This is a genomic window from Halomicrobium sp. HArcel3 (assembly GCF_058933135.1).
In genome coordinates, this window is the sequence record NZ_JBZYDN010000008.1 from 75388 (window position 1) to 90227 (window position 14840).

General features: G+C 67.0%; 15 protein-coding genes. 6 read left to right on the forward strand and 9 right to left on the reverse strand.

Annotated elements, in window-relative coordinates; genetic code table 11:
* Position 1: 1 nt before the first annotated feature.
* Positions 2-1750, forward strand: coding sequence for an archaellar assembly protein ArlJ/FlaJ (gene arlJ, locus AC5FRV_RS17335; protein ID WP_493562338.1), 1749 nt, complete (start codon positions 2-4; stop codon positions 1748-1750).
* A 795-nt stretch (positions 1751-2545) separates the two neighbouring features.
* On the opposite strand, the gene AC5FRV_RS17340 is transcribed toward arlJ, so the two are convergent.
* Together AC5FRV_RS17340 and AC5FRV_RS17345 are read right to left on the reverse strand one after the other, a co-directional pair.
* Positions 2546-2776, reverse strand: a complete 231-nt coding sequence (locus AC5FRV_RS17340) for a hypothetical protein (RefSeq protein WP_493562339.1) — start codon at positions 2774-2776, stop codon at positions 2546-2548.
* A gap of 123 nt (positions 2777-2899) precedes the next feature.
* The gene (locus AC5FRV_RS17345; RefSeq protein ID WP_493562340.1) at positions 2900-3253 is read right to left on the reverse strand and encodes a nucleoside triphosphate pyrophosphohydrolase; all 354 of its coding nucleotides are present in this window, start codon (positions 3251-3253) and stop codon (positions 2900-2902) included.
* 91 nt (positions 3254-3344) lie between these two features.
* On the opposite strand from AC5FRV_RS17345, the gene AC5FRV_RS17350 reads away from it, so the two are divergent.
* Both AC5FRV_RS17350 and AC5FRV_RS17355 read left to right on the forward strand, forming a co-directional pair.
* A complete protein-coding gene (locus AC5FRV_RS17350) occupies positions 3345-4583 on the forward strand; it encodes an LEA/WHy family protein (RefSeq protein WP_493562341.1) in 1239 nt (412 codons plus the stop codon).
* Positions 4584-4674: 91 nt separating this feature from the next.
* Positions 4675-5109, forward strand: a complete 435-nt coding sequence (locus AC5FRV_RS17355; protein ID WP_493562342.1) for a DUF5807 family protein — start codon at positions 4675-4677, stop codon at positions 5107-5109.
* Positions 5110-5227: 118 nt separating this feature from the next.
* On the opposite strand, the gene AC5FRV_RS17360 is transcribed toward AC5FRV_RS17355, so the two are convergent.
* The 7 genes from AC5FRV_RS17360 to AC5FRV_RS17390 all read right to left on the reverse strand — a co-directional run bounded on the left by AC5FRV_RS17360 (position 5228) and on the right by AC5FRV_RS17390 (position 12472).
* The gene (locus tag AC5FRV_RS17360) at positions 5228-6409 is read right to left on the reverse strand and encodes a tubulin/FtsZ family protein (protein ID WP_493562343.1); all 1182 of its coding nucleotides are present in this window, start codon (positions 6407-6409) and stop codon (positions 5228-5230) included.
* Positions 6410-6650: 241 nt separating this feature from the next.
* Complete coding sequence (locus AC5FRV_RS17365) at positions 6651-7121, reverse strand: GNAT family N-acetyltransferase (RefSeq protein ID WP_493562344.1); 471 nt, start codon at positions 7119-7121, stop codon at positions 6651-6653.
* A 280-nt stretch (positions 7122-7401) separates the two neighbouring features.
* The gene (locus AC5FRV_RS17370; protein WP_493562345.1) at positions 7402-8598 is read right to left on the reverse strand and encodes a lipase family protein; all 1197 of its coding nucleotides are present in this window, start codon (positions 8596-8598) and stop codon (positions 7402-7404) included.
* Positions 8599-8814: 216 nt separating this feature from the next.
* Complete coding sequence (locus tag AC5FRV_RS17375; protein WP_493562346.1) at positions 8815-9894, reverse strand: DHH family phosphoesterase; 1080 nt, start codon at positions 9892-9894, stop codon at positions 8815-8817.
* Between the two features lie 61 nt (positions 9895-9955).
* Positions 9956-10411, reverse strand: a complete 456-nt coding sequence (locus tag AC5FRV_RS17380) for a universal stress protein (protein WP_493562347.1) — start codon at positions 10409-10411, stop codon at positions 9956-9958.
* A gap of 678 nt (positions 10412-11089) precedes the next feature.
* Positions 11090-11473 (reverse strand): hypothetical protein, encoded by a 384-nt coding sequence (locus AC5FRV_RS17385; RefSeq protein WP_493562348.1) that lies wholly within the window; start codon positions 11471-11473, stop codon positions 11090-11092.
* A 90-nt stretch (positions 11474-11563) separates the two neighbouring features.
* A complete protein-coding gene (locus AC5FRV_RS17390) occupies positions 11564-12472 on the reverse strand; it encodes an AEC family transporter (RefSeq protein WP_493562349.1) in 909 nt (302 codons plus the stop codon).
* A 117-nt stretch (positions 12473-12589) separates the two neighbouring features.
* Here AC5FRV_RS17390 and AC5FRV_RS17395 point away from each other — a divergent pair, with 117 nt between their 5' ends.
* The 3 genes from AC5FRV_RS17395 to AC5FRV_RS17405 all read left to right on the forward strand — a co-directional run bounded on the left by AC5FRV_RS17395 (position 12590) and on the right by AC5FRV_RS17405 (position 14823).
* Entirely contained in the window at positions 12590-12799 is a 210-nt protein-coding gene (locus tag AC5FRV_RS17395) for a hypothetical protein (protein WP_493562350.1), read from the forward strand.
* Positions 12800-12865: 66 nt separating this feature from the next.
* Complete coding sequence (gene thiE / locus AC5FRV_RS17400) at positions 12866-13510, forward strand: thiamine phosphate synthase (RefSeq protein ID WP_493562351.1); 645 nt, start codon at positions 12866-12868, stop codon at positions 13508-13510.
* Between the two features lie 170 nt (positions 13511-13680).
* Positions 13681-14823 carry a Fic family protein gene (locus tag AC5FRV_RS17405; protein WP_493562352.1) on the forward strand — a complete coding sequence of 381 codons (1143 nt, stop codon included), beginning with the start codon at positions 13681-13683 and terminating at the stop codon, positions 14821-14823.
* Positions 14824-14840 lie beyond the last annotated feature (17 nt).

Below are 14840 nucleotides of genomic sequence, written 5' to 3' on the forward strand. Positions count from 1 at the left end.
GATGGCGTCGAGCCAGGCCGAGAACAGACTCCCGACGACGATCACCGAGACGATAGCCTCGCTCGTCGACTCCTACGGGAAGATGCACATCCCCCTGGAGCGATATCTCTTCTTCATCCTGCTCCCTTCCGGGGTGTTCTTCGTCCTCTCGGTGGTCGTCGCCGTCCTGGTCGATCTGCCGATGATGATCCGGCTCCCCATCCCCTTGCTGGGATTCCTGGCGATGGGGACCGCCGTCATCTACCCGAAGATACTGCTCTCACAGCGGCGCCAGCAGCTGAACGACCGGTTCCACCTCATGGTGACCCACATGACGGTGCTGGCGACGACGAAGATCGACCGGATGGAGGTGTTCCGCACGCTCGCCCGCGAGGAGGAGTACGGCGAACTCGCCAACGAGATGCACCGCATCGTCGAACTGGTCGACACCTGGAACCAGAGCCTCGACGACGCCTGTCGCCGCCGCGCCAAGGAGGTCCCCTCCGACGCGGTCTCTGACTTCCTCGACCGCCTCGCCTACACCCTCGGCGCCGGCCAGTCGCTGGAGGACTACCTCATCGGCGAGCAAGAGCAGATCATCCAGAACTACTCGACGGTGTACGAGGGGACCATGGACAACCTGGAGGTGATGAAGGACCTGTACCTGTCGATGGTCCTCTCGATGACGTTCGCGCTCGTGTTCGCCGTCGTCCTCCCCGTCCTGACGGGGACGAACCCGACGATGACCGTCAGCGCCGTCATCGTGATGTACATCTTCGTCCAGTCGGGCTTCTACCTCGCCATCCGGTCGATGGCACCCTACGACCCGCTGTGGTTCCACCCCGAGAAGTACCCCTCGCCCGCCCAGGAGCGTATCGACAAGGCCACCTACGTCGGTCTGGGACTGAGTGCCGTCCTCGCGTTCGTCTCCATCGGCGGGATGTTCGGCGTCTCGCCGCTGACGCTGGAGCACCTCTTCTTCTTCATGGACGACGTCCCCATCCCACTCCATCCGGTCGTCCCCATCACGCCGCTGTTGATCCCCGGCATCGTCGTCCGCCAGGAGGAACAGCGGATCAAGGGCCGCGACGACGAGTTCCCGAGCTTCATCCGCGCCCTCGGCGCGACGGAGGGCGCCAAGCAGTCGACGACGTCGAAGGTGCTGAAGTCGCTCCGGAAGAAGGATTTCGGCCCGCTAACGGAGAACCTCGACCACCTCTACAAGCGACTCAACATGCGGATCGAGCCCGAAGGTGCGTGGCGGTACTTCACCGCCGACTGTCGGTCCTACCTCATCCAGACGTTCTCGGAGATGTACCTCGTCGGGCGCTCGATGGGTGGCTCGCCCAAGATGCTCGGCGAACTCATCGCCGAGAACATGAGCGAGGTCCAGCAACTTCGCAAGCAGCGCCAGCAGGCGACGGTCCAGCTCGTCGGGCTCCTCTACGGTATCACCGCCGCCTCGACGTTCGCGTTCTTCATCGGCCTCCAGGTCGTCAACATCCTCTCGGAGATGACGCTGGGCCTCGACTCCACTGCCAACTTCGACGCCGGGTCGCTCATCCACACCGAGGTGTACAACATCCCCCTCATCGAGTTCCTGCTGGTCGTCATCATCATGTTCGGCGCGATGCTCTCGGCCCTGATGATCCGGACCGTCGACGGCGGCCACAAGCTCAACACCTACATCCACTTCGTCCTGCTGGCCTGGATCGGCGCCGTCATCTCGATCATGACGAAGTTGCTCGTCACCCAGTTCCTCGCGATCTGAGCTTCGAGTGCCGCTGGCCGTCTCGTTTCCGGGACTTCGTGCCGATCTGTTTGCTCGGTACCTGTGTGCAGGGAACAGTGGATCTACGGGATCCGAATTTAGAAGAAACGGACACAGCAAGAACCAGAAAGCCCTCGGCGTGCTCGGCTCGCGCGACTCGCTGCGCTCCTCGTGGTTCGAGAGAGCTTCGCTCTCTCGTCATCACGAAAGGCGCGAAGCGCCTTTCGAACGACTTCGCTGCGGTGCTTGCTTCGTCGGGCTTCCCCGATCCCGCCTCGCCCTTTCAGTCCACCGTCAGAGCAAGCTCTGACGAGCCCTGCCTCGCTACGCTCGGCAGGACCCCAGGCCAGCACAGCACCGCAGCCTTCCCTTCCCCTGGTCGGCCGACGAGACGGCCTCCCGGCCGGGTGGTGCGGTCAGGAAGCGTGTCGCGCCGACAGGCGCGACCGGGGAGGAGTGGTGGAGCTAATCGCGAGCGCGTGCCGGAGGCCGCGCGAGTAAGGCTGGTCCTGGTGTCCTGGCGAGCGAAGCGAGCCAGGGCTCAGGAGAGCTTGCTCTCCTGGTGGAATGAAAGGGCGAGGCACGGTGAACGAAGCACGGACCCACAAGCACCGCAGTGCAACGAGGAGCGCAGTGCGGTCCGCGCGAGTTCAGCGTGCCGAGGGCTTTCGACGTGTTTGACGTCCCGTTCACACCGGAACCATCGACTCCACCGATCGCTCACCACACGTACTACACTGATCGTACCCGAACACTCGAAGAAAATAGCGCGCGACGAAGGACTCGATTCCCTGGTCACCGGCGCTGTGCCTCTGCCGCCCGGTCTCTGGCGGTCGGGTCGTTGCCCATCCAGAGCGCGATGGCGCCGATGCCGGCGAGGATGGCGAGGGCGGCCGTCAGCCCGACGGTGAGCGGCCACTCCAGGGCCGCCATCGATTCACCGATGGCCAGCAGCCCCAGGACGATAAATCCGAGGAGCGAGAACCAGCCGAACCAGCCGATGTGGTTGTCAGTGTTCGTGGACATTGCGGGTGGCAGTTGGGGCTCCGTGACCATATATTGTCGGATATCTAACTATTGGGTTGCTGTCCGGCGTTCACTGGCGCGATGGCGGCGTCTTATCGGACTCGATCGGCGTGCAGTTGATCATCACGGTCCACCGTTGTCGTCACGTCCGGGACTCTCCGACGACCGACGAACCGATTCGAGAACGACCCCTGCCTCGAACTCACCGCGTTCGGCCGCTTTCGCTCGACGGATATCGTCGAGTTCGGTCGACGACGAGCCGTACGCCGCGGCGAGCGCGTCGACCACCGCCAGCACGTCCGCCAGTTCTTCGACGTCGCCGCTCTCGTGAAACTCCGCGACCTCCTCGTCGAGTTTGTCGTGGAGGCGCTCGAGGTACTCCTCGCTCTCGACGACGTGGGTCATCGGCTCGTCGCCGTCGGTCCTGATCACCTCGGGAATATCGTCGCGAACGAGTTTGTCGTACGTCTCGCGCATACGGGTCGGTCGACGCCCCGCCACATCTGTCGTTCGGTCGACTGTTTCCAAGCCGCAAGGCTAAGGCCCGCTCGCGGGAGACACCTCTCTCATGGCACTTGGACGGTTCGCCGCGATGCTGCTGGGCAGCAAACTTCGCGTCGTCGCGGTGGGCATCGGACTGCTCGTCGCCGTCGGCGCGGCCGGCGCGGCCACGGGGATTCTCGGGGCGCCGAGCGTCGCCGGCATCGAGAACCACTTCGGCGACGTGAACGAGACGACCACCGACGTCCACACCGACATCGTCGTGGACAACCCCAACCCCGTCGGCGTGCAACTCGGCGGGACGACGGTCGACTACGCCGTCGAGATGAACGGCATCACGATGGCCACTGGCACCAAGGCGGGCGTCGGCGTCGAGACGGGCAACTCCACCGTCGACGTCACGTCGCGCCTCCACAACGACCGGATCCCCGAGTGGTGGTTCAGCCACCTCCAGAACGGGGAGTCGACGGCGCTGACCGTCGACGCCGACGTCCACTCTTCGATGGTCAACCGCTCGTTCGGCGCGCCCTCTGTCGAGCGCGAGATAGAGACTGACATCAGTTCGTCGTTCGACTCGACGGAGACCCAGCCGATCGACGCGAACCAGCCCCTCGTGAGCGACCCCGTGCTCTACCTCAACGAGACCGAGGGCGAGTGGGGCGAGGTGACCGAGGAGGAGACGCCCATCGTGATGGCCTTCACCCTCTACAACCCGAAGGACTACCCCATCAGCGCCTCCGCCATCGGCTACGACGTCACGATGAACGACCTCGCCGTCGGCGAGGGGTCGACCGACAGCGCGGTCACCATCCCGCCGGGTGAGACCCGGACCATCGAGGCGACGACGGTCATCGACAACGGCCTCCTCGACGAGTGGTGGGTCTCCCACCTCGAACGGAACCAGGTCACCGACCTGGAGATCCAGTTCTACGCCCGTTTCGACCTCTCGGCGGCCGGCGCCGGTGATATCCGCGTCCCTCTCGACAGCGTGACTCACGAGATCGAGACCGACATGTTCGGCAACAAGGACGAGTATCCGACCGGCAGTGCCGAGAACGCCAGCGCCAGTGACGGCGACGACTCCAGCGACGCCGATGGCGACGAGTCCACGCCGACGCCGACGAACGACGACTCGACGGCGACCGACGACGGCGACATCCTCTCCGGCGGTGACGACGAGACCGAACCCGGATCCGGGTCGCCGACGTCGACGGCGACGGAGACGCCGACCGAGACGGACACCGCGACTGGGACCGACGACGGTGGCGACGGCGACGACGGCGGGATTCTCGACGTCACGCTCTGACCGGTCCACTCGACACCCTCCGACCAGCCTCCCGTCGCCCGCGCCCGCCCGAGTCGCGAAACTTTTCACCGCGTCCGTGTTTCTCTCCGGTATGAGCAAACGCGAGGAGTTTCTCGCCGGCGAGCGCGTCGAGGACATCGCCTTCTTCCTCCACGAGGACAGCGTCGGGAACGTCGACGCCCTCTCGGAGTACGCCGAACAGGTCGGAGACGGCCTGGTCCTCGTGCTGGACGGCGACCAGGGCCGCAGCGCCTTCCAGTCGGCGACCGGGCTGGACCCGATGGCGCTGGCCAAGCGGGCGATGGGCACCGACGGCGAGATCGATCGCGATCTGACCGGTGGCGTCTGTCCGAACGCCGACGGGGAGTCCGACGAGGACCACGTCGCCAAGTTCGTCTTCGCCTTCGCCGAGGAACAGAACGAGGAGGTCGGCGGTATCTACGAGCGAGGCGACGTCGTCCACTCGTACGCGGTGTGTACCTGCGGCGAGGCCTACTCGGAGAAGTGGGTCGTCGGCGAGGAGTAGGTACTGCGAGAAGTAAGATCGGAGCGGCGGTAACTCGGTGCGGTGGAGGGCCGGAGAGAGAACGACCCGGTGCGGAGCGCCGGACCGACCGCGTCAGGGGGACCAGGCGGCGGAGCGCTCAGAACAGCGACGTGAGTTCTTCGGCGCCGTCGTGGACGAGTTTCTGGAGGTTGTCCTCGCGCCGTGCGTCGCGCTGTGCGATGTTGTCCTGTGCCTCGATGGCGACTTGCTGGAGTTCCTTGAACCGGGGGACGTTGTGGACGCCGGAGAGCAACACCAGGCTCGCCACGCTACCCGACGACGGGAGGGGGTAGTCGCCACCGCGGACCTCCATCGACCCGGTCTCCTCTTCGAGCCACTGACGGCCCCGCTCGATGCCCTTCCGGTCGAGGTGCTCCGGCGGACCGCCGACGACGACGAGGGACTTCTCCGCGCCCTGCACGTCGCAGGGGAGCGTGAGCCGACCGAGTGCGGCCTTGCGGACCAGCGCCGTGATGCGGTTGGTCGTGTTGGCGCTGTCGAGGCCGTCGGCGTTGGAGTCGCCCTTACCGACCCGGGAGAGCAGGCTCCCGTCGCCCGACCGCTCGACGTCCTCGGCGGCGTAGCCAACCGTCGAGACGCCGCCGCTCGAGAGGGTGTTGATAATCTCCGAGGAGTCGACGACGCTCTCGGCGACTTCGGCGTTGCCGTCGACCTCGCCCGCCGCGAACAGCATCCCGAAGCGGGTGGCTATCTCCTCGTTTATCGCCTCGAAGCCGTCGCGCATCGACTCGCCGGTCGTCCGCCAGGCGTCGTTGTCGAACACGAGGAGATTGTCCACCTCGCGAACGAACGTCTGGAACGAGCGCGCGGCGTTGAGGGTGTAGATGCCACCCTCGTCTCGTCCGGGCAGGATACCCAGGCCGTACACCGGTTCGGTGTAGATGTGCTTGAGATGCTTGGCCAGCACCGGCGCGCCGCCGCTGCCAGTGCCACCGCCCAGGCCGGCCACGACGAGGAACGCGTCCACCTCGTGGACCGGAATATCGTCGAGGGCGCTCTGTATCTCGTCGACGTCCGCCTCGGCGATCTCGGCGCCGAGTTCGTTGTCCGCGCCGACGCCGTGGCCCTTCACGCGCGACTGCCCGATCAGGACCCGGCTGTCCTCGGGGACGTGCTCCAGCCCCTGGAGGTCGACCGACGCGGTGTTGACCGCGACGGGGTCTGTGAAGACGTCTACCCCCGTTCGCTGCTCGTACTCGACGAATCGGTCGACGATCTTTCCGCCTGCCTGCCCGAAGCCGATGAGTGCCAGTTTCATGGTTGGAAGGTCCGGGGGTGCGTTCGCGCTCGACCCCTCGTCGTCGTGGTGAGGAATCCCATCTCACCGGCGACTGCCCCCGCGTCACTCCGTCCAACACTCTCTATGACCCTTGTTATTCAGACACTTACCACCTCCCCACCAGAATCGTTCCGGACTGCATACGGTACCAGAATCGCAAGAAAGCAGGCGGATCTACGCTGAACGTCGCCGCCACCTCCGCTCTGCCGGACCGCTGGGGTCACTCGTCTCGCAAGTCGCGCACGAACCCGGTCTTCGCCTCGCGGTCGAAGCCGCAGCTCTCGTAGAACTGTAACTTCCACTCCGCCTCCGTTCCGGTCAGCAGCATGACCTTGTAACAGTCGCGCGCCTCGGCACGGTCGACGGCCGCCTCGACGCACAGTTTACCGAATCCCTCACCCCGGAACTCCTCGTGGGTCACCACGTTCTCGATAACGGCGAACGGCCTCGCGTTCCGGGTTAGATTCGGCGTTACCGAAAGCACGCACGACGAGACCAGCCGGTCGTCGTGTTCGACGACGACGACGTCGAGCGAGTCGTCGGCCAGCATCTCCTCCCACTGACCCCACAACGCCTCGTCCCGGGCGAGGACCGGATCCTCGGGATTGAGCATCTGGTACAGTTCCAGGAGGTCGTCCAGTTCGTCCGATCGAATCGTCCTGGCAGCGGCCATCGTGGTCAGTGCCGTCACGGTGCTCCACCGCGACTAAGACGGTTGTGATATCCTACTGTCGCGAGCGATCACCGGCACCCCACCCGGCACCGCTCGCCGTCGACGCGTGCGCCGTTTTGCGTGCCGGGCAACGAGAATCGCTACGCCCCCCGCCCCCGATCGGGGCCGGTCTCGTGGTGCGAACCAGTCGCACAGCGGTATCGACGATCGGGGCGACGAGTCCGGGACGACGACGTCATCCCGCGGTTCGGTAGCGAACTCGACGTCTTCGCCGGCGGACCAGTCGGACGAACCGGCGCTATGGCGCCGGCGCCCGCTCGGTCACGCTGTTGCCCGCCTCGTCGGTGACGGTCAGTTCGACGGTGTCTTTCCACCAGGAGAACGTGTCGAGTTCGTGGCGGCCCTCGGCCGTCGAGCCCGAGACGTCGCTGGCGGCGCTGTCGAGCGTCCGGCCCGAGTAGCTGAGGAGCGTGGATTCGACCGTCGCGAGGTCACCACCCTCGACCGAGACGGTCCACTCGACGTCGGGGTCGTTGCCGAATCTCTCCTCCGAAACGTCGAACGTGTCGATGATAGGCTCGGTGTCCGTGGGCGGTTCGGAAGGCGTCTCGCTCGACGACCCGGTCTCTGTCTCCGTCGGTGACGTCGTTTCGGTCGCCGTCTCCGTGGACGTCCCGCCGTTCCCCCTGTCGACCCCGGAGACGTAGTTGTCGACGATCGCCTGCACGCACCCGCTGCTCGTCTTGTAGGTCGTGTGACCCGACACAGAATCGCTCACGTCCACGTCGGCGTAGTTCGACGGCAGCGCTCCCGACGAACAGCTCGCAGGCCCGCCGCCGAGGCGGGCGATACCGTCGTTCGTCGAGTAGTAGTTCCCGACGGACTTCGCAGCAGCGTCGATGGCGTCGTGGTACTCCGACCCGTCGCAGGGTGCGTCCGAGGCCACGTACGATCCGATCGAGTCGGCGTTGGCGACAGTGAATCGGCCGTCCGCGCCGGCCAGGAACTCGAACGTGACGATGCCCCCCATCGAGTGCCCCAGGACCCGGATCGTCGTTTTGGGATTCTCCTCCAGGTACGCGGCCATCCAGTCGGCGAAGACGCCGCCCTGGTCGCGAGCGTTCGACAGCGCGCCGAATGGCCCCCCGCTGTCGTCCCAGGTCACCGCCGTGACCGTCTCTGTGTTGCCGACCTCACGCAGGGTTCCCTGTAGTCGCCGGGCCTCGCTGACACTGAGCGACGAGGCCGAGTAGCCGTGGACGTTGAAGACGACCTCGTCCTCTCCCTGTGGCGCGTCCGTGACCGGTGGCACGCCGTCCCGCAGGTCCAGTTCGCGTATCTCGTCGGTGTCGGCGGCCCCCGGACTCGTCACTGCGTTGAGTCCGACAGCGCCGACGACGCTCGCCCCGGCGGTTTTGAGCAGATCCCGCCGCGAACGCCCGTCTGACGATTCCCCGTTCTCCCCGTCCCCGTCAGAACATCGGTTCGGTGTCATGTGTTCTCGACCGCTCTTCGGAGCGGTACGTTCCGTCGTTTACGGGTGTTTATAATTATTATTTCATCGCTAACGACGTTCATTAAATTGGGGATCGGCCCGGGCCAGCGCCGCCGCCCCACGACGTCACACGCAGGACGCTCGCCGCTTACCGTTCTGTGTCGACGTCTTCGTCTGGCTCGCGGTTTTCACCGCTCGCCTTTTCGAGGGCTCGTTTCACTCGCCCTCGCTATCCTCGGGTTCCAGCCGGAGGAACGCATCGACTATCGCCTGCTTCGCTACCGCGCCACGCGTCGACCAGTGGTGGGCGTAGTCCAGCATGTCGTCGTAGATGTCGGGCTTGCAGCCGGCGGCGCGCGGGTGGCCGCCGCCGTTGACCTGTCCGGCGACTTCGTGGGCGCGCTCGAAGTTCTCCGTCCCGCGGATGGAGGCGGAGCCGGCGGGCTTGACGATGACGGCGGCGTCGGCGCCCTGCTCGCGGAGCGCCTCGGCGACCTCGTTCTGGGAGCAGCGGCCGTAGGTGACGCCGACGGTCCACTCGCCGACGTCGCGGAGTTCGGCGCGCTGGACGGCCTTCTCGATGAGGGCCTCCTTCTCGACGCGCTTCTCGGCGAGGAAGTCGTGGATCTCCTCGGAGAGGTCCGGACCGTGTTCGAGGACGGCCTCGATGTACTCCTCGGGTTCGGACCAGTACGAGAGGTCGGCCAGGTCGTCGCTGCGCTCGTCCTCGCGGATCCACAGGTCGTGGTCGCGGGTGACGGCGGCGAGTTCGGCGAAGCGCTCGTCGAACTCGTGGTCCAGTTCGGCGAGCACGACGTCGGCGGTGCACACCTCGTCGCTGTCGCCGACGACGCGCTCGACGCCCTGGTCGTCGACGAAATCGGCCAGTTCGGGGTCCCACTGGTGGTGGTCGTACCACCGCATGTCCTCGACGCGGTCGACCAGGTCCGGCAGCGCTGCGACGTCGTACTCGCTGTCGGGACACAGGTCGCAGACGACGACGGTCGCGTCGGGTTCGGCGTACTCGGCGGCCCACTCCAGGCTCTCCTCGATCTCGTGTGGTCCGGCGGGGACGAGTTGTCCCTCGCCGAATGCCTCGCGCACCAGCGCGACGCAGGCCAGGCCGTCCGAATCCGGGTCGGCGATGACCACGACGCCCGCGTCGGTCAGCGACTCCGCCGCTTCGCGTTCAGCTTCCTCCTCCTCGACCGAGTCGGGCGTGAAAAAGCCCGCGCCGGGGAGGATCGACTTCCGCTCGATAGAGAGCCGCTCGTCGTCGATGAGCCAGTCGTCCATACGCCGACGAACGGCGCGGTGGCAATGAAGGCTCGGAATGACGGTCGATGCGGGAGACTCCTCACTCCTCTGCGGCGGCGCCTTCCAGCTGCCGAACGGTCATCACAGGCGGGCCGGACCGCCGGACGACGCCCTCGGCGACGCTCCCCAGCAAAAATCCGTGGTCGTCGTGGCGCCCGCGCGTGCCCGTGACGATAACGTCGGCGTCCTGGTCGGTGGCGTACTGGCAGATCTCGTCGACGGGGTCGCCCTCGCGGACCGCCGTGACGACGTCGCCCTTCTCGGCCGTCTCGTCTGCCGTCTCGCGGACGAACGTCAGCGCCCGCCCGCCCGCGGTCGCGAGCGCCCGCTCGAGGTCGTCCCGGACCTCGTCGGGCGAGGCCGCCACCTCGCCCGCGTCGACGACGTAGAGGGCGTGGACCGACGCGTCGAACCGCTCGGCCAGGTCTAGGGCCGCCTCCACGGCCCGCTTGGCGCTGGCCGACCCGTCCGTCGCGATGAGTACCGTCTCGAACATGCTGGTGGGTTGCGCGGGACCCGGCTTAAACTTCCGGGAGAAGGTTCGGGAGGTGTTGGTGGTGATTGCGTCGACGTAAGCGCCAGGACGTCGAAAATCCTCGGCGCTCTCTGGAGTCGGCAACAATACCGCAAACACTCCGAAAGCCCTCGGCGTGCTCCGGTCCCGCGGACCTCCTGCGCTCCTCGCTCCGCTCCGGTGCTTGAAGGTCCGGGGTTCCCGGAGCCCACCTCGCCCTTTCAGTCCTCCAGGTACCGCACCGCAGGCCTGCCCTCCCCCTGGTCGCGAGAGCCTCGCTTTCGCTCGGCTACTCGCTCCCGGCCAACCGCCGCGCGGTTGCGGAAGGAAGCGTGTCGCGCCGCCAGGCGCGACCGGGGAGGGGTGGGGGACTCAATCGCGAGCGCGTTTCATCGCGCGAGCCATGCTGACCCTGGTGGACTGAAAGGGCGAGGCTCGGTGAACGAAGCACGGACCCACAAGCACCGCAGTGCAACGAGGAGCGCAGTGTGGTCCGCGTGAGTTCAGCGCGCCGAGGGCTTTCTTCGTGTTTGCGGTGTCGACAACGATAGCTAGGAGCGCGCCGAGGGCTTTCTGGTTGTCGTCGGTCTTCGTTCCGGCTACAGAAATCGTTCGGGACTCTTCTCGAAACGCGCCTCCAGACAACCGACTTGGTCTCTTTCACACGAATGGAACGCCGACGACGCCCCAGTCGCCCAGCAGCGGGGCGAGGAAGAACCGGGCGACGAGCACCGCGACCCAGGCGACGAAGGCGATTGCGGCTGCCTCCACCCAGTCGGTGTCGTACTGGACGGCGATGACGGTGAGGTAGACGGCCAGTCCCAGGAGGGTCCCGAGGATACCGCCGATGTGGAAGGGAATCCAGCCGACGACGAGCGTCGCGAGGAGCCAGCCGAGCGCGCCGAACACCGCCGTCCACACGGCGGTCCGGAAGTCGCCCTTGCCGACGACGAGCTGGGCGGCGACGTAGATGGCCAGCCCGCCGACGAGCAGGCCGACGACGAACGTCACTATCGAGCCGAGTACTGTCGCGATGATCTCCATGTAGATACGTGCGAGGCCCAGTCATACGAATCTATGGACTGGCGGGAAACAGGAGGTCGGGACACCGGGGCAGCGCCGCGAAGCGGCAGGTCACACCAGCAACTGGAGTGCGACGCCGAGCGTGCCGACGGAGACGACGGTGGTCGCGAAGACGGCGACGGAGGCGAACTCCGCGTCGCCGCCGAGTTCGCTCGCGTAGATGAACGTCGAGACGGCGGTGGGGGCGCCGAACATGACGACCGCGGCGTTGCGGGTGAGCGGGTCCGCCCCGAGCGCCGAGAAGGCGACGAAGGCGAAGACGGGCATCAGGAACACCTTGAGGCCGACGACGCCGCCCAGCGCCTGCCAGTCCGAGTCGGGCATCCGCATCTCCAGGGCCGAGCCGACGAGGACGAGCGCGAGTGGGAGGGCCAGGTCGGACAGCAAGCCCAGCCCAGTCTGTGCCACTTCGGGCACCGACAGCGAGTAGATGGAGGCGACCAGGCCGATCGCGAGCGCGATCAGGACGGGGTTCGTCGCGAGGCTCCGGAGTTCGCTGCGCAGGGAGGCCTCCGCGTCGTTCATCGAGACGAGCAGGAGGACGGTGAGGGGAACCTGCGTCAGCGCGCCGATGCCGAGGATGATGCTCCCCCGGCCGGCCGCGGCGGTGCCGAGCGTGACGGCCACGAGCGGCAGCCCGAGGAAGCCGAAGTTGCTGTGGTAAGACTGGACCATCGCGACGCTCCGGGTCGAGCGCGGGTCGGTCCGGCGGTGAACGAGCCAGCTGGCCCCGACGACGGCGAACAGGACGACCCACAGCCCCGCCAGCAGTTCCGGCGACAGCAGCGTTCCCAGCGGCTGGTCGTACGTCGAGAGGAAGATCAGCGCCGGGAGCGTCACGTAGAACGCGAAGGCGTTGAGCTGATCCCGCCGGGTCGCCTCCAGCAGCCCGACGTGGCGTGCACCCAGGCCGACGGCCAGCAGCGAGAGCATGTAGAGCAGGCGCACGCCCAGATCCATACACCCCAATCTGGGAGTCCCGGTCTTGTCCCTTGCCCTTCCGGCCGGATCCGGTCGGCCAGTTGAGGAGTTCCCGCCGCCCACCCGTTTTTCCCGCTCGCGGCCGTACTGGCGCGTATGCCCGTTCGACGCGACCGCGACGACGCCGTCGCCGACCAGCTCGAACGCGTCGCCGGCGCCGTCCGCGACGGCGAGGCGACCATCTACGGCTACGACGTCGAGTACGACCCCGTCCCCTACGAGTCGGGCTCGATTTCGTATCCCGGCGGCTGGCTCGAGTTCCGGATCGAACACGACGACGAGGACCAGATCCGCGACGAGGAGTGAACCTCTCCGTTCCGGGTCGAGTGCTCGAAGCGCAAGAGTGAGAACCCGGCCCGCCGACCCCCCGCTATGGTCGACTGGTCCGTCTACCTCGTCACCGAACGGCGCGCCTCCACCGGCCGCTCGACGCCCGAAATCGTCGCCAGTGCGCTGGACGGCGGCGCCGGCGTCGTCCAGCTCCGCGACAAGGCCCTCCCGGTCCGCGACCGACTCGCCGTCGGCCGCGACGTCCGAGCACTCACCCGCGAGGCGGGCGTCCCCCTGATCGTCAACGACCGCGTGGACCTGGCACAGGCCATCGACGCCGACGGCGTCCACCTCGGCGACGACGACCTGCCCGTCGAGGTCGCCCGGGAGATTCTGGGCGAGGGCGCGATCATCGGTCGCTCGGCGTCCTTCGTCGAGGACGCCATCGCCGCCGAGGGCACCGGCGCGGACTACCTCGGCGTCGGGTCCGTCTACGCCACCGGGTCGAAAGACGACGTCCCCGACGACGAGTACGCCGTCGGCCCGGAGCGCGTGCGCGCCATCGCCGACGCCGTCTCGATTCCCGTGGTCGGCATCGGCGGGATAACCGCCGATAACGCCGGCGAGGTCGCGGCCGCCGGCGCCGACGGCGTCGCCGTCATCTCGGCGATTACGAAGGCCGAGGACCCCGAAGCGGCGACAGTGGCGCTGCGAGACGCTCTCGAAGGCGGGCGCCCCTCGGAGTAGCTTCGGACGGCGTCCAGTAGCGGCCGGCCGGGATTAACTACGAGCCCGCGAATCACCCGGCTAGTGAGATTCCGGCCCGCAGATCTAACTTCTACCGTCTCCAACTCGACTACAGTTAACCGAACGCCGAAACGGTTAACTAACGGGCCGTCCAGCGGACTCGTAGTTAGATGGACCCCGCGGACTTCACCAACGGCCCCGGCCGCATCGACGACTACGAGGGTCTGCCCTGCTACACGCCGGCGAGCCTGCCGCCGGATCTCGAGTACACCGAGGACCTGCTCGCCGTCTACGGCGACGCCCAGTACGCGCTGGGCAGGCTGGCCACTCTCGCTCGCGACATCGACAATCCGAACCTGCTGATCGCCCCCTTCGTCCACCGCGAGGCGGCGATGAGTTCGCAGGTCGAGGGGACGAACGTCACCATCTCGGACATCTACCAGCACGAGGTGGGCGCCGAGCCCAGCCGGTCGGCGGCGGAACTCGACGACGTCCGCGAGGCGTACAACTACGTCGACGCGGTGACCCAGGGGTTCGACCGCCTGGACGACGGGGGATCCATCGAGGTGGACCTGGTCTGCGACCTCCACGAGACGCTGATGGGCTCGGTCCGCGGCGGCGAGGAGCGACCCGGCGAACTACGGGAGGTCCCGGTCTACATCGGCGCCCGCGACGGGACGCCGGAGGACGCCAACTTCATCCCGGCCAACCCCGACCTGGTTTCCCTCCTCCTGGATCAGCTGTTCGCCTACGTCGGCCGGGGGGAGTACCCGCCGCTGATCGACGTGGCGCTGACCCACTACCAGTTCGAGACCATCCACCCGTTCCGCGACGGCAACGGCCGGATGGGACGCCTGCTCATCATGCTCCAGCTGTACGACTCGGGCCTGCTGCCGGGCCCCTACCTCTACCTGAGCGCCTACTTCAAGCGCTTCGGCGACCAGTACCGCGAGAAGCTCCTGGCGGTGAGCCAGGAGGGGGCCTGGGAGGACTGGATCACCTTCGTCCTCGACGCCATCGCCGAGCAGGCCATCGACGGCTACGACTGCGGCATCGAACTGACCGAGTTGCGGGAGGCGTACCGCGAGCAGTTCCCGAGTTCCCCGACGGCCCGCGCGCTCGTCGACTACTGCTTCGAACAGCCCTACCTCACCGGCCCCCGCGCCGTCGAGGCCACGGGGCGGTCGAAACCGGCCGTCTACGACGCCATCGAGAAGCTGGAGTCGGCCGGCATCGTCGAGGAGACGACCGGCAAGCAGCGCAACAAGGTGTACGAGTCGCCCGAGATACTGGCCGTGGTGCAGTCGTCCTGAGCGGCGGCGACGCGCCC

What these genes read in the sequence shown, in the direction of transcription:
- arlJ (WP_493562338.1), top strand. Translation starts at nt 2, where the DNA reads ATGGCGTCGAGCCAGGCCGAGAACAGACTCCCGACGACGATCACCGAG.
- AC5FRV_RS17340 (WP_493562339.1), bottom strand. Translation starts at nt 2,776, where the DNA reads ATGTCCACGAACACTGACAACCACATCGGCTGGTTCGGCTGGTTCTCG.
- AC5FRV_RS17345 (WP_493562340.1), bottom strand. Translation starts at nt 3,253, where the DNA reads ATGCGCGAGACGTACGACAAACTCGTTCGCGACGATATTCCCGAGGTG.
- AC5FRV_RS17350 (WP_493562341.1), top strand. Translation starts at nt 3,345, where the DNA reads ATGGCACTTGGACGGTTCGCCGCGATGCTGCTGGGCAGCAAACTTCGC.
- AC5FRV_RS17355 (WP_493562342.1), top strand. Translation starts at nt 4,675, where the DNA reads ATGAGCAAACGCGAGGAGTTTCTCGCCGGCGAGCGCGTCGAGGACATC.
- AC5FRV_RS17360 (WP_493562343.1), bottom strand. Translation starts at nt 6,409, where the DNA reads ATGAAACTGGCACTCATCGGCTTCGGGCAGGCAGGCGGAAAGATCGTC.
- AC5FRV_RS17370 (WP_493562345.1), bottom strand. Translation starts at nt 8,598, where the DNA reads ATGACACCGAACCGATGTTCTGACGGGGACGGGGAGAACGGGGAATCG.
- AC5FRV_RS17375 (WP_493562346.1), bottom strand. Translation starts at nt 9,894, where the DNA reads ATGGACGACTGGCTCATCGACGACGAGCGGCTCTCTATCGAGCGGAAG.
- AC5FRV_RS17380 (WP_493562347.1), bottom strand. Translation starts at nt 10,411, where the DNA reads ATGTTCGAGACGGTACTCATCGCGACGGACGGGTCGGCCAGCGCCAAG.
- AC5FRV_RS17385 (WP_493562348.1), bottom strand. Translation starts at nt 11,473, where the DNA reads ATGGAGATCATCGCGACAGTACTCGGCTCGATAGTGACGTTCGTCGTC.
- AC5FRV_RS17390 (WP_493562349.1), bottom strand. Translation starts at nt 12,472, where the DNA reads ATGGATCTGGGCGTGCGCCTGCTCTACATGCTCTCGCTGCTGGCCGTC.
- AC5FRV_RS17395 (WP_493562350.1), top strand. Translation starts at nt 12,590, where the DNA reads ATGCCCGTTCGACGCGACCGCGACGACGCCGTCGCCGACCAGCTCGAA.
- thiE (WP_493562351.1), top strand. Translation starts at nt 12,866, where the DNA reads ATGGTCGACTGGTCCGTCTACCTCGTCACCGAACGGCGCGCCTCCACC.
- AC5FRV_RS17405 (WP_493562352.1), top strand. Translation starts at nt 13,681, where the DNA reads ATGGACCCCGCGGACTTCACCAACGGCCCCGGCCGCATCGACGACTAC.